Genomic DNA, 14,560 nt, shown 5'->3' on the forward strand with positions numbered 1-14,560 from the left:
TAAGTAATTGATATTTCAGTTTAATGACAAAAGTCATAAAAATGTGACCTTAGTCATCACTGCATAAAACCAGTTACTTTACGTCGATTTGCCACACGCTTACCGAACCGGAAATTTCATTGCCTACCACTAAGAGCGGCATGCCGTTAGGGCTTTGCTCAGCACTGATAAAACGCATGCCTTCCGGTGCCAGGTCGCCGGTAATATCGGCGCCTTCGACCAAGCCGCGGTTGCTGGCATAGTTTTTAAATTTCACATCGAACGGATTGGTGATGTCATACACCATGATGCCACCCATACGCTCAAGGCCGACAAAGGCATAGGTGCGACCTTGGACCTGACCTAAAGCCAGAGCTTCAGGCTCGGCACCTTTGGCGTCGGAGCGGGTGTCCCCTTCGTTTTCATCTTCATTATTGTTAAAGGCACTGCCGTGAATCGCCGCGGTAATACGACCTACATCGTCACCAGAGTCAAAGACCAGGCCGGTATTGGCATCCCAGATAGAGAAAGAGCGCGCACCATAGGCATACAGTTGCTCATAACGACCATCCTGATCCGCATCGCCACGTACCGTGCTCACAATAAGACGACCGATATCATCATCGTCGTTATTCACATAGGCAAAGTTATCCGCCAGGTCGAGGTCTTCTGCGCGCGACTCATCGATATAGGCCAAACAGCCATCATCTTCATCAAACTCTAAACCGCCTTCGGCCAAACAGCTGGCTTCATCGGCAGAGTCAAAGAAGTATTCACGACCATCGCCTTCGTTTGCCGAGACCACAAAATCCGCGCCCTGCCATTGGTAGGTGGCAATGGTATCCGGTTGATACATGCCGAACAGGCCTGGGTATTGTTGGAAGTTAATGCCGCCGTCTTTATCCGAGGCATCGATTAGCAAATTGCCCCAGTCCTTAAAACCCAGAGCACGTACTTCCAATGTCATATTTTCAAGGTCAACAACCGCAAGGGCGTTGTTTTCCTGCAATGACACATAAGCGGTTTTGCTGTCAGCGCTGATTGCCACATATTCCGGCTCAAGATCCATGGCTACTGTGGTATTGATCAACTGGCCCTTAATGGTACGGCCGGTTGGGTTGGCAAATACCACACCTTGGGCTGCAAGTTCCGCTTGTTGGTCATTGAATTGACTAAAACCTAGTAGGCTGGCCTCAATCGCGGGCTTACCCGATTCGATAGCAATAACGGCAATTGAACCTTCCGGATCAACACTGTAATCGCCCGCCGGCTCACCTTCATTGGCCACCACTACCTTGGTGCCATCCGGTGTAAAGGTCACCATATCCGGCAGGTAACCCACTTCAACATTGTGTAAGAACAGCGGCGCTTCACCGCTGATATCATAAAACGCTACCTGGCCTTTTACGCCTGTTTCAGCGGCCATGGCCACCGCCAGTAAGTCGTTGTTGGCGTCGATGGCGATACTGTTGGCATCGCCCGGTGTGTTAGCAGACACATCCAAGGTGGTTGTAATGTCAAGATTGGTGCTGCTGATCACCCCTTCGTTATCAGCAACTAAAGCAGCGACATCGAAGTTATCGGCAGCAATAATTTCCACCGTGGCTTTATCGCCGGAGCTGTTAATAGCGTAAATTTGCTGGGTGCGGGCATGGAAAGCGACGATTTCCGCCGCCCCTTCCGGCGACTCGGCGTTAAGTACCGCGCGACCTACCAGTGTTAATTCCAGATCGCCACTGATAGCCTGACCTGACTCGCCCTGCTCACCTTGAGGCCCTTGTGGTCCGGTTGCGCCTACGCTGCCGTCATCACCATCAAGTGAACAGCCCGCCAATACGCTGGCCAAAGTTAACGCTATTAATGTTTTTTTCATAACCCTGTCTCAATTGTTGTAAGAAATAGAAAGGGCTAAGTAAATAGTCGGAAGGTGACAATACAATGGCATGCTTATGAAAGGAGGATGACGATTTTATGGCAACGCCGGAACGCTCAGGCGTTGCCAGTGGGGATTAGACTAACTCAGCGAGCATGTCTTCACTGTATGGGGTCAGCGCCTGCTGGCCCTTGACCTTGGCGATCAAATCCGGATTAGCGATAAAGGGGCGGCCTATGGCCAACAAGTCAAAGCGTTCATTGGCAATGGCCTTGGCCCCTTGCTCTGGGGTATAGCTACCAACGCCCACCAAGGTGCCTTTATAACGTTTGCGTAAATTAACCGAAGCGCGACCACCGAGATAATCAAATTCCATGGCATCATCGAAAATACCCAGATGCAAAAACGCCAGCTCCCGTTGATTGAGCTCCTGCAACAAATAATCAAAGGTCTTGGTGTCTTCGCTGTCACCGGGCTCAAGCAGGAAGTAGGCACCCGGAGACAGACGTAAACCAACACGCTCACCGCCGATACGGGCGGTTATGGCATCAACCACCTCCAAGGCAAAGCGGGCACGATTTTCGGCGCTGCCGCCATAACGGTCGTCCCGCTGGTTAACGCTGTGATGCAAAAACTGGTCGATCAAATAGCCATTGGCACCATGGATCTCGACGCCGTCAAAGCCAGCGGCAATGGCATTTTCTGCCGCTTGAGCATAATCACCGATAAGCTCAGCAATTTGCTCTTGGGTAGCGGCTTTCGGAGTCTGGTAGCTAAGCTCACGCATTCTTGGTACCGTACCTTCTATCCCGATGGCGCTGGCACTTAGCACCTCACCATCAAAAAAGTGAGGATGGGCAACGCGGCCAACGTGCCATAACTGGCAGAAAATTTTCCCGCCCTTGGCATGCACCTCATCGGTCACCTTACGCCACCCGGCTATTTGCGCCTCGCTAAAAATACCAGGTACATTGGGGTAGCCTTGGCCATCGGGGCGAATAATGGTGGCTTCGCTGATGATCAATCCCGCATCCGCTCGGCGTCCGTAATATTCGGCCATGGCCTGGGTGGGAACCAAGTCGTCATCGGCCATACAGCGCGTGAGCGGCGCCATCAAGACGCGATTGTTAAGCTTTAGTTCTGAGGATAAAGCATAGGGTTGTAACAATAAATCCGACATAATGACTCAATAGTTATTTGAATGTTCAATCAAGATAAGGGCACTTGAATGAACATTCAAGTATATCCAAAAAATAAATGATACTATCTTATGCATCTTAAAAATAAGGGACCTCTACGCCCATGCGCAGTGCCGAGTTCGACCGCTCCCATGTCTTAGAGCAAGCCATGCATACCTTTATGGAACATGGCTACGCCAAAGCGAGTATGCAGAAATTAACCCAGGCTACCGGTTTACACCCGGGCTCTATTTACTGCGCCTTTGGCAGTAAAAAGGGGCTGTTTATTGAGGCTGTCAGCTTTTATCATCAACAAAAATTGCAGGCCTTTGAGAGCCTGTTTAGCGAAGACCAGCCGGTACTTTCAAGCCTCAAAGAATTACTCGCCAATACGGTACAGGAGTGTGTACAGAACACCTGTGCCAAGGTCTGCTTGTTAACCCGCTCGCTCAATGAAATCGAAGGCCAGGATCCGGAGATCGCCCGACTAATCGCCACGAATTTACAACAAATTGAGCTCAGTCTTGGCGAGCAAATCGCCCGCGCCCAGCGCCAGGGTGAAGCCATCAGTGATGAGGAACCTTTAGCTATAGCGCGCTTTATCACCATGGGGGTTTACGGTATGCGCACCTATGCCTTTACCAACGCCGATCAAAGCATTTTAGAGCAGATGGCCACGCAACTGCTCAGAGCCATTGAAAAACACTGACTTGATATCAGCGTGACGCGCCCTTATTGCTATACTAAGGGGTAAGCGCTTATCCAATAAGGCAAATTCTTGGTTAATTGCTTAATCACGCGCCGACCTTAATCGGCGCCCCACCCGATTTCTCTCTTAACGGTAATCGGAAGCCTCTTCACAGTGACGTTAATAACAAAAGTAGAGGATGAAACGCATGATAAATTCTGCATTGGTTGCCGAAGGCGGTGGTCAAAAAGGTATTTTTACCGCCGGTGTGTTGGATGCATTTTTAGAGCAAAAGTTTACCCCCTTCGATTTAAAAGTTGGCGTTTCCGCCGGCGCCCAAAACCTTGCCGCCTATTGCGCCAGAGCCCAACAGTACGCCCACACGGCGATACAACTGACCACAGAGCAACAGTTTTTTCGCCCGGCACGGTTTTTTACCGGCGGCAATGTGATTGACCTGGATTGGTATTTTCATGAGGTGCAGCACAATGGCAAGGTGCGCTTTCCCACCACGCCCGCCAACCTGACGCCACAAAGCAACTTTTATGCGGTGGCCAGTCATTTTGACTCCTTCGCCCCCCATTATCTGCACACCTGGCACGATAATATGTTTTCGCACCTGAAGGCTTCTTGCGCCATCCCGTTTTTATATCGCCCCGGAGTTGAAGTTCAAGGGCAAGGGCTGATGGACGGCGGTGTCGCCGATCCCCTGCCCGTACGCTGGGCTCATGAACAAGGCGCGAAAACCATCTGGGTGATACGAACGGTGGAAGCCCATAATGACGGTAAGATGCCCATACTGGAGCGTTTAAAGCCGATCATGAGCCGCATTAATCAGTCGCCGCGCATGTTTGCCATGTATCACCATTATCAACGCCGTTATGCGGAAGCGGTGGACTTTATGAATGCGCCGCCAGAGGGCGTAAACATAGTACAAATAGCGCCGACCCGGCCCTTGCACTCCATGGTGTTGGGCTCAGATCCGGCAACCTTGCAGGACGACTATCGTCTCGGTTTTGAACTGGGAATGGATGCGGTGCAGAAATGGCAAGATGCCAGTGCTTATGTGGTGTGAAATTTAAAACGGGCTTTCCAACCCACCCTAAGGCTGATCCTGATACAGGCTTTTGCCAAAGCGCTGCGACTTGGGCAAGTAGTGGTCGTTATAATCCAGTGAGTAGGCAATATGATGCGCCTTGCCCTTAAGCTCAGTGCGCGGCACTAAGCCATAATAACGGGAGTCGGCACTGTTACGGCGGTTGTCCCCCATCATCAGGTAATGATCGGCGGGGATATGCACGGGAGCAAAATGGCCGCTGGCGCCAGGGCGGGTCTTATCTATACGGATAGCATGCACCACATCACCTAATTCCTCGGTAGCCAGCAGTTCGTCGGCGTTATCCTTTGTGATGGCATAAGTTAGCGCCTCACCGTTGATCGTCAGCACCTCATTTTTCATGGCCAGGGTATCGCCCGGCAGACCCACCACCCGCTTGATCAATAGCTCATCAGCGGCGGCTGATTGAAACACCACAATATCACCGCGCTCGGGCTCGCCGGTACGCATCAGTGAATAGCTGGTGAAGGGAATACGTAAATCATAAGCCATCTTATTAACCGTGATTTGATCGCCAATTTCTATGGTTGGTAACATGGAGCCACTGGGGACCCGATACCAGTCGGCAAAGGAGCTGCGCATGGTAAATAAACAGGCGAGAAAAAGGATCAGGCCCCAGTTATTTTTGAGGCTCTTATGCAATATCAAGGAAAGAGAAGAAATGGCTAGCGATGATTTATTGTTGGCTGCTTTTTTTAACATCGGGCGCTCCGGGCGAATTATGCTTTCATCCTTAGAGCGCCTGGTGTTGGAAAAGTTTAGCTGCAAATGTAACAACTTATATAGGAGCTACATTAGCCTTGGGATTGTTCCCCAGAAGATAAGTGCCGCGACACCCACCAGGTCGCCAGTTGCAACATCAGGGCACAGGCCAAACAAGCCAGCAAACCGCTGACCTGATACAGCCAACCGGACAGCAAGGTGCCAATTAAGCGACCGCTGGCATTGGCCATATAATAAAAGCCCACATCCAAGGATACGGCATCGCGGTCAGCCAGCTTCACAACCAGATAACTGTGCAGCGACGAGTTAATGGCAAACACGGCACCAAACAGCAATAAACCCAGTACTAAAACCCAGGTTTGAGCGTTGCTGTTATTGCCGATAAAGACCAAGGCCAGCAGCAAGAGCAAGGTCACTAGAGCCAGCAAACCACTGTAACGCTGCGCCTGCTTAAACACCGAATGACTGTTACTGCGGGTAAACCTGGGCGCCATGCTTTGCACCACACCATAGGCAATGATCCACAGCGCCATAAAGCCGCCCACCTGCTGATGCTGCCAGCCCAGTTGGCTGATAAAAAACACCGGCAAGGCCACCACAAACCACACATCCCGTGAGGCAAACAAAAACAAGCGCGCCAAAGACAAGCGGTTTAAGGCAGCGCTTTTAGAAAACACATCCTTAAACTTAGGCTTAAACTTGCTGCGTCCCAAGTCTTCACCCAATAATACTGAGCTAAGCACAAAGCCCAAGGCTACCAGGGCGATTAACGCCCATACCGCGCCTTGAAAAGACAGCATGGATAACAATAAACCACCGAGAAAATACCCTAAACCCTTAAGGGCATTTTTCGAGCCGGTAAGCAGTGCCACCCACTGGTATAAGCGGCCCTGCTGATGCTCCTTGACCACCAGCTTAATGGCGCTTTTAGCACTCATTTTATTGAGATCCTTGGCGATGCCACTGAGCGCTTGCGCCGCCATCACCCAGGGCACGGTTAACAGGCTTTTATCCACCAAGAGCATGGCCAGGGCGCCGATTTGCAGCGCCATGCCCAGTTGCATGGTGCGATTAAGCCCGATGCGGGCGCCAAGCCAGCCGCCCACCAAGTTAGTGACGACACCAAAAAACTCATAAAACAAAAACAGCATGGCTATCGCCAAGGGCGTATAGCCAAGCTGATAAAAGTACAGCACCACCAACATACGTAGGGCGCCATCGCTTAGGGTAAAGGCCCAGTAATTGGCGGTGATCACCCCATACTGCTGCAGTGGCGTTGACTTCATCATGATGTGCCCTAATTAAAGATCCGCGGCTACTTTTGCGACCAGCTCGGCGCTACGATTGGCATAGCCCCACTCATTGTCATACCACAAGTATAATTTGGCCTGAGTGCCGTTCACCACCATGGTTGAGAGCGCATCGACTATGCTCGAGCGTGGGTCGGTGCGGTAGTCGATCGACACCAGCGGCTTTTCCTCATAACCCAAAATGCCTTTTAACTCGCCCTCGGCGGCGGCCTTAAACCAGGCATTGAGCTCCTGCTCCGTGGTTTCACGCTCCAGCTCGAACACGCAGTCCGTGATCGAGGCATTGGCAAGGGGCACACGAATGGCGTGACCATTTAGCTTGCCCTTAAGCTCGGGGAAGATATGAGTGATGGCGGTGGCCGAACCCGTGGTGGTCGGAATAAGGCTCATGCCACAGGCGCGGGCACGGCGCAGATCCTTATGCGGCGCATCCAAGATGGTTTGCGTATTGGTGATATCGTGCACCGTGGTCATGGAGCCGTGCTTAATGCCGATATTGTCTTGCAGCACCTTAACCACAGGCGCCAAACAGTTGGTGGTGCACGAAGCAGCCGTCACAAGATCATGCTCATCGCTCTTATAGAGATGATCGTTCACCCCCATCACAATATTGAGCACGCCCTCTTCTTTAACCGGGGCCGTTACCACTACTTTTTTAACCCCTTGATCCAGGTATTGCTGCAACAGCGCACGGGTTTTCATTTTGCCCGAGGCCTCAATCACAATATCGCATCCAGACCAGTCAACCTCGGCAATGGTTTTAGATTGCGAGCAGCGCACACTTTGGCCGTTAACCAGCATCTGTCCCGCGCTGGCGCTTGGGGCGTGATGCCAACGACCGTGCACGGAGTCAAATTCTAATAAGTGCGCCAAGGTGGCCGCATCGCCGCCTGGGTCGTTGATCTGTACAAACTCAAGCTCGGGCCAGTCGAAGGCTGCGCGCATGATCAGCCGCCCCATGCGACCAAAACCATTGATCCCTACTTTGATTGTCATCTGTATCTCCTTTGGGTGAAATTCACCCTAGTTGCAGCATGAAGCCTGGCGCTCAGGCCTGGCTCCCATATTGTCTAAACCTGTTAAGGCCGCAGCCAGAAGGTGCGGGTTCTCAGTTAATGTGGTTTCTAATACCTGACGCTGCCAGCTCGGCAACTGCTCGTTAATACGGTAGTAGACCCATTGTTTATGCTTGCGCGTACACAAGAATTGCGCCTCTTTCAATAGCGCTAAATGCCGGGATATTTTCGGCTGACTCAGTCCTAATGCACTGACCAGCTCACACACACACAACTCCCCCTGATGTAAAATCAGCAGGCAAATAAGTAACCGAGTGTCATCGCTTAGTGCTTTAAAAAAGTTAACGGCCATCTTGTATATATGAAATTTCGTATATGGCGAATACTAGCCCAGCTTTTTTATATACGCAATATCGTATATAGCTAATCTTTCCTAACGCAAAGGCATAAAAAAAGCCGCTCAAGGCGGCTTTGACATAACAACAATGGAATTATAAAAACTTGGCGAGGTTTTGCACTTGATCCAACATGCGGTTAGAAAAACCCCACTCGTTATCGTACCAGGCCATCACCTTAACCAGTTTGCCATCGACCCGGGTTTGCGTGGCATCGAATACCGATGAAGCCGGGTTATGGTTGAAATCGATAGACACCAGCGGCAGCTCGTTATAGGCCAGCACCTCAGCCATGGCACCTTGGGAAGCGGCCTTCACCGCGGCATTAACTTCCTCGATACTGGTTTCGCGCTTGGCGATAAAGGTCAAGTCAACCAAGGACACATTAATGGTCGGCACCCGCACCGCCATGCCATCGAGCTTACCGGCCAATTCCGGCAGCACTAACCCCACCGCCTTGGCTGCCCCGGTTTTGGTCGGGATCATCGACTGCGTCGCACTGCGCGCCCGATAGAGATCCGGGTGATAAACGTCTGACAGGTTTTGGTCGTTAGTATAGGAATGAATGGTGGTCATGCTGCCCTGCTCTATACCTATGGCATCGTTAAGGGCTTTAGCAACAGGAGCCAAACAGTTGGTGGTACAAGAGGCATTGGAAATAATGTTGCACTGAGCATTGAGCACCTCGTCGTTAACACCATGCACTACCGTGGCATCCATATCTGTGCCTGGCGCAGAGAGGATCACCTTCTTGGCACCCGCTTCAATATGCTTGGCCGCCGCTTCGCGGGAAGTAAACAGGCCAGTACACTCTAAAACGATGTCGACGCCGAGCTGTGCCCAAGGCAGGTTTGCCGGGTCGCGTTCCTGCAGCAGCTTGATCTCATCATGACCGACGATCATTACATCATCTTGCAGGCTGACTTTTTGCGAAAACTGCCCGTGTACCGAGTCAAATTGGGTCAAATGAGCGTTAACATTAGCCGGTGCCAAATCATTAATGGCAAGGATACTGATGTCTTTATTACGACCTGATTCATACAGTGCTCTAAGGGTGTTACGACCGATGCGACCATAACCATTGATAGCTACCTTAATCATCTTCACTCTCCCCGTTATTATTTAAGTTGGCTGGCTTGGCGCGCAAGTTCTTCTATCGCTTGCCAGTCCTTGTTTTCGATTAATGTTTTATCCAGCATCCAGGTACCGCCGACACAGACTACGTTATCCAAGGCCAGGTACTGAGGTGCGCTTTGTAGGCTGATACCGCCGGTGGGGCAGAATTTAATACCGGGTAAAGGGCCACCGATAGACTTGAGCATGGCCGGACCGCCCGCGGCCGCCGCCGGGAAAAACTTTAAAAAGGAGAAGCCACGCTCGGCGAGCCTCATTACTTCGCTTGGTGTGGCCGCTCCGGGCAAGAAGGGAATATCGCTTTGGCTGGCCAAGGCCAGTAATTCATCGTTCACGCCCGGGCTCACCATAAAGTCGGCACCGGCGTTTACTGAGGCTGCAAAAGTGGCCTTATCGATCACCGTCCCCGTGCCCACATAAGCATCGGGAACGGTTTCTTTCATAATTTTCACTGCCTCTGCCGCCACCGGAGTGCGCAGGGTAATTTCCAAGGCGCGCAAGCCGCCCTTGTACAGAGCCTGAGCCAAGGGAGCGGCGTCCTCAAGGCGCTCAATCACCACCACGGGAACCACGGGTGCCGATGCTAAAATCTGTTCTATTGCCATGTTAAATCCTCATTCCCAGTGACATTATTCTTGTTCGTAGGCCGGTGCGAAGGCACTGGCTCCTAAATCAGCGCTGCTGACAATATTTCTAAATCCGGCAAACAATTCCCGGCCGGTGCCGTAGGTGGCGCCGCTGTGCACCAGTTCGATGTCACGGGCGGCCAACTCTTCATCGCTGACATGCAGTTTTAGTACGCCGTTTGGCGCGTCTAATGTCAACAAGTCGCCGTCTTTGATTTTGGCTATCATGCCGCCTTCAACCGCTTCAGGAGCCAAATGAATGGCCGCGGGTACCTTGCCCGAGGCGCCGGACATACGCCCGTCGGTAACTATGGCCACCTTAAAGCCTTGATCTTGCAAGCTGGCCATAACCGGGGTCAGCTTATGCAGCTCCGGCATGCCTTTGGCTTTTGGCCCCTGCTCCTTGATCACGGCAATAAAATCCTGGTTGAGTTCGCCGCGAGCAAAGGCGCTTTGCAGCGAGGCCTGATCGGCAAACACCTTGGCCGGAGCACTCACTACCTGATGTTGCTCCTGCACTGCGGAGACCTTGATCACCGCCTTGCCAAGATTGCCGGTCAGCAGTTGCAGACCGCCGCTGCGGTTAAATGGATTATCCGCCGGACGTAACACCTCCTGATCATGGGATTGCTCGGCGCACGGCACCCATTTCACCTTGGTCGGGCCATTGTTATCGGAGACGATTAAATTCACATCGTTATCCAGGCGCGGCTCTGTGGTGTAGGCTTCAAGCCCCTCACCCAAGATGGTTTTGACATCATTGTGCAGCAGGCCTTTGACAAGCAATTGCTTCATCAAATAGCCCATGCCGCCAGCGGCCTGGAAATGGTTTACATCGGCAGAGCCGTTGGGGTAGATACGGGTTAACAGAGGCACGACTTCGGATAAGTCCGCCATGTCTTTCCAGGTCAGTTCAACACCTGCGGCCTTGGCCATGGCCACCAAGTGGATGGCATGGTTGGTCGAGCCGCCGGTGGCCAAAAGGCCAACCAGACCATTGATAATGGTTTTTTCACTCATCACCTCGGCCATGGGCACCGCATCCTTACTTGTGACTAGCTGTTTAAGCATGGTCTCTACCGCGTGTGCGGTCAAACCATCGCGCAGCTCGGTATAAGGGTTCACAAATGAGCTGCCCGGCAGGTGCAGGCCCATGATCTCCATCAGCATTTGATTTGAGTTCGCAGTACCGTAGAAGGTGCAGGTACCGGCGCTATGATAAGACTCGCTTTCGGCCTTTAACAGCTCTTCACGGCTGACAAGGCCCTGGGCAAATTTTTGTCTTACGCGGGCTTTTTCTTTGTTGGGAATGCCTGAAGGCATAGGGCCGGCAGGCAGGAAAAATACCGGTAAATGGCCAAATGATAAGGCGCCAATAACCAGTCCAGGGACGATTTTGTCACACACACCCAAACAGAATACGCCGTCGAAAACATCGTGGGATAAGGCGATAGCCGTCGACATGGCAATCACATCGCGGGAAAACAGCGACAGGTCCATGCCATCACGCCCCTGGGTCACGCCATCGCACATGGCCGGCACGCCGCCGGCAACCTGAGCAGTGGCATCGAATTTGGTAGCGATTTGCTTAATTAAATCCGGGTATTCCTTATACGGCACATGGGCCGACAACATGTCGTTGTAAGAATTGATAATGGCTAAATTTGGCTTTTCATCACCGCTTAGACGCGCCTTGTCATCGCTTGTACAAGCCGCCATAACATGGGCAAGGTTGCCACATCCGATACCAGCACGTACGCGCGTTTGTGATTTAGCCGCTTGCATACGGGCCAAATAGGCGGCACGGCTCGCTTTACTGCGTTCGATTACCCGTTCGGTGACTTCTTTAATACGCGGATGCAACATAGTTCTGCTCTTTCTTGCCAGTAAGTCGATAAAAGGCTCAGCACATCAGTACAGACTCCCCGCACTGAGGTACTGAGCAGCTTGGATTACCCGTTCAAAGGTACGTTGCCAACTCGTCTCTCACAACCAAGCTGACACCGGTGTCATGACATTAACTCACAACCCTGACACCGGTGTCAACCCTCCATGTAAATTTAGTCTAAAAAATCTATGTTGCGAGTTTTTGACCTTTTATTGCCATTTTTCACACCAGCTGAGGGCACTTGGCAAAGATTGAAGAAAGAGCGCTGAAAACAAAAAACCAACACCTAGGCGAACCCGGATGTTGGTTTTTAATTTCCGTGCAATTGGGATTTAAAACGTTAGGACTTTGGCGCTGCGGTGGACTCGCGACAAATAAGTTTGGCTTCCAAGGTGATTTGCAGCGGCTCTTTTTGCTGCTCTTCATCGCCATTATCGCCCTGGTTGATTTGCTCGATTAAATGCTCAACCGCCAGGCGCGTCATCTCCTCCACCGGCTGGGCTATGGTGGTGAGCCCGGGCCAGATATGGCGCGCAATGGGAGCATTATCAAAACCGGCAATGGCAATATCGTCGGGGACCTTTAAATCCATTTGGGTGGCCGCTTTGAGTACTGCCGCCGCCATATAATCATTTGAGGCAAACACGGCGGTGGGTCTGGGGTCTAAATGCAATATGGTTTCGGCGCTGTCGGCACCTGAGTGATAGGAGAAATTCCCCTCTTCCACCAGGTGCTCCTGATAGGCAATGCCATGTTCGGCAAGCGCCCGGCGATAGCCGTTAAAACGCTGCTCGGTGGCACTGTGATCCGGATGGCCCTTAATAAAGGCAATGTCTTTGTGACCGAGCTCGATAAGCAGCTCGGTAATTTCAAAGGCACCCTGCTCGTCATTGCTGCGCACCGAAATCGACTCATCATCGAGTTTCACCGAAGCCACCCGGGCAAAGGGCACTTTTTTCTGACGTAAAAAGGCCACCAGCTCACCGTGGTCGGAAAACGGTGGCGTTAATACCAGGCCATCGATACGTGAGGTTTGTAACAGTTGCTCAATATTGTCGAGCAGCGCCTGACCGCGCAGCTCACACGGATGGATCAAGAGATTAAAACCATGTTGATGGCAGGCCGCCAAAGCACCGCTTTGCAGACGGGTAATATAACTTTTCGAAGGATTGTCGTATAAGCAGGCAATAATAAAGCTGCGATTACGGGCCAATCCTCGGGCAATAGGGTTAGGTGTATAGTCGAGCTCTTTAAAGGCCTTAAGCACCTTTTCCCGGGTCACGTCGCTGACGTTGGGCTCATTATTAAGCACCCGGGAGACGGTCTTTTTCGATACACCAGCATAGCTAGCAACACTGTTTATAGTTATCTTTTTCATCGTTGACTAGTATCTTCCTTAATCGCCTTGCCTTGTCGAACAGCCCGTTGAGCTAGCCGTTGGGCTCGCCGTATGAATACAGGCCGCGGCGCCAATAAAGGGAATATGTTCTTGGCACACCAAGGTCACAGGTATTTGACTGTTATACTGCGACATCACCCCTTTAGCAATAAATCGTTCATTAAATCTACTCGTTAGCAGCCGCTGTTGCATACGCGGCAAAATACCGCCACCGATAAATACGCCGCCTAAAGCACCAAAGCTCAGGGCTATATCACCGGCAACGCTGCCAAGCCAATCGCAAAAATGGTTCAGGGTACGCTCGGCAATCATACATTCTTTATTTTCTGCCAGAGCCGCTATTTGCGCCGCATCTATGTCTTCTACCGTTTGCCCATGAACCTTGGCCATGGCGCGATACAAACGGGCGATGCCGGGGCCGGCAAAGACATTTTCCACCGACACATGTTGCAGGTCTTCGCGCAGCACATTATGCAATTGACGGTCTAACTCTGTCACCGGGGCCAAACTAATATGCCCCGCTTCACAGCTCATTACCGCCTGTTGACCCTGCGAGCGCACCAGACAAGCGGCGCCAAAGCCGGTACCCGGTCCGAATACGGCGATATTGGCATGCTCCTGGGCAATGCCTTGCTTAACGCAGATATTATCGCGCTCATTCAAATAAGGAGCGGCATAGGCAAAGGCGGCAAAATCGTTGATCACTTGTAAATTGTCAAACCCGAAACGCTGCTTCAGTTGCTGGGTATTAAATTGCCACCCCAAATTGGTGAGCATCACTTCTGCCCCCTTAACCGGACCGGCTACTGCCAGACAGGCTCGGGTAATGCTGATGGCATTAATCTGAGATAAATAGGCATCGACCGCGTCTTCAAAAGATTTAAAGTCGCAGCTTGGAAAGGTGTGCTGATGTTCAATGGCGAAAGATTTGCTGCTATTGCAGTAGTCGGTAATTAACGCAAAACGGGCGTTAGTGCCGCCAATGTCGGCGACTAAAATAGGTGCAAAAGCCACCTTGTTACCTGCCTGTGGACCTGATGAACTCATTGTCGTTTCTCTTTTTTAATTTATACCAAGTTTTTGGGATTTCCAGGTTTTCCCCAGAGCATTACTTAATCCCAACATTGACTTACCTGGCATAAACTTATTAAGTTTATGTTAGCAGTTCTTTTTTCGCGCTACTGAAAAAAGTGCTGCCCGGGCAGCGGGCAGCCAAACCGTTTTGTGACAACAA

General features: G+C 51.5%; 13 protein-coding genes. 2 read left to right on the forward strand and 11 right to left on the reverse strand.

What is annotated here, in order from left to right:
- Window positions 1-73: 73 nt before the first annotated feature.
- Window positions 74-1,852 carry a choice-of-anchor I family protein gene (locus C2M24_RS00060; protein WP_105212891.1) on the reverse strand — a complete coding sequence of 593 codons (1,779 nt, stop codon included), beginning with the start codon at window positions 1,850-1,852 and terminating at the stop codon, window positions 74-76.
- 136 nt (window positions 1,853-1,988) lie between these two features.
- On the reverse strand, window positions 1,989-3,032 hold the full coding sequence (locus tag C2M24_RS00065; RefSeq protein WP_105212892.1) for an alkene reductase: 1,044 nt from the start codon (window positions 3,030-3,032) through the stop codon (window positions 1,989-1,991).
- Between the two features lie 122 nt (window positions 3,033-3,154).
- Between C2M24_RS00065 and C2M24_RS00070 the strand changes: the two genes are divergently transcribed.
- Window positions 3,155-3,739 (forward strand): TetR/AcrR family transcriptional regulator, encoded by a 585-nt coding sequence (locus C2M24_RS00070; protein ID WP_105212893.1) that lies wholly within the window; start codon window positions 3,155-3,157, stop codon window positions 3,737-3,739.
- Window positions 3,740-3,926: 187 nt separating this feature from the next.
- On the forward strand, window positions 3,927-4,793 hold the full coding sequence (locus C2M24_RS00075) for a patatin-like phospholipase family protein (protein ID WP_233999468.1): 867 nt from the start codon (window positions 3,927-3,929) through the stop codon (window positions 4,791-4,793).
- Between the two features lie 27 nt (window positions 4,794-4,820).
- On the opposite strand, the gene lepB is transcribed toward C2M24_RS00075, so the two are convergent.
- The 9 genes from lepB to glk all read right to left on the reverse strand — a co-directional run bounded on the left by lepB (window position 4,821) and on the right by glk (window position 14,373).
- On the reverse strand, window positions 4,821-5,537 hold the full coding sequence (gene lepB / locus C2M24_RS00080; protein WP_105213132.1) for a signal peptidase I: 717 nt from the start codon (window positions 5,535-5,537) through the stop codon (window positions 4,821-4,823).
- Window positions 5,538-5,629: 92 nt separating this feature from the next.
- Complete coding sequence (gene arsJ, locus C2M24_RS00085) at window positions 5,630-6,847, reverse strand: organoarsenical effux MFS transporter ArsJ (RefSeq protein ID WP_105212895.1); 1,218 nt, start codon at window positions 6,845-6,847, stop codon at window positions 5,630-5,632.
- A 12-nt stretch (window positions 6,848-6,859) separates the two neighbouring features.
- A complete protein-coding gene (locus C2M24_RS00090) occupies window positions 6,860-7,864 on the reverse strand; it encodes an ArsJ-associated glyceraldehyde-3-phosphate dehydrogenase (protein WP_105212896.1) in 1,005 nt (334 codons plus the stop codon).
- A gap of 27 nt (window positions 7,865-7,891) precedes the next feature.
- Entirely contained in the window at window positions 7,892-8,236 is a 345-nt protein-coding gene (locus C2M24_RS00095; protein WP_105212897.1) for a metalloregulator ArsR/SmtB family transcription factor, read from the reverse strand.
- Between the two features lie 139 nt (window positions 8,237-8,375).
- Complete coding sequence (gene gap / locus C2M24_RS00100; RefSeq protein WP_105212898.1) at window positions 8,376-9,380, reverse strand: type I glyceraldehyde-3-phosphate dehydrogenase; 1,005 nt, start codon at window positions 9,378-9,380, stop codon at window positions 8,376-8,378.
- 17 nt (window positions 9,381-9,397) lie between these two features.
- On the reverse strand, window positions 9,398-10,018 hold the full coding sequence (eda, locus tag C2M24_RS00105; protein ID WP_105212899.1) for a bifunctional 4-hydroxy-2-oxoglutarate aldolase/2-dehydro-3-deoxy-phosphogluconate aldolase: 621 nt from the start codon (window positions 10,016-10,018) through the stop codon (window positions 9,398-9,400).
- A gap of 24 nt (window positions 10,019-10,042) precedes the next feature.
- Entirely contained in the window at window positions 10,043-11,905 is a 1,863-nt protein-coding gene (gene edd, locus C2M24_RS00110; protein WP_105212900.1) for a phosphogluconate dehydratase, read from the reverse strand.
- A gap of 362 nt (window positions 11,906-12,267) precedes the next feature.
- Window positions 12,268-13,305 (reverse strand): LacI family DNA-binding transcriptional regulator, encoded by a 1,038-nt coding sequence (locus C2M24_RS00115; RefSeq protein WP_105199227.1) that lies wholly within the window; start codon window positions 13,303-13,305, stop codon window positions 12,268-12,270.
- Window positions 13,306-13,323: 18 nt separating this feature from the next.
- Entirely contained in the window at window positions 13,324-14,373 is a 1,050-nt protein-coding gene (glk, locus tag C2M24_RS00120; RefSeq protein WP_105199226.1) for a glucokinase, read from the reverse strand.
- Between the last annotated feature and the right edge of the window lie 187 nt (window positions 14,374-14,560).

Source organism: Pseudoalteromonas sp. T1lg22 (genome assembly GCF_002964645.1).
Lineage (GTDB): Bacteria > Pseudomonadota > Gammaproteobacteria > Enterobacterales > Alteromonadaceae > Pseudoalteromonas.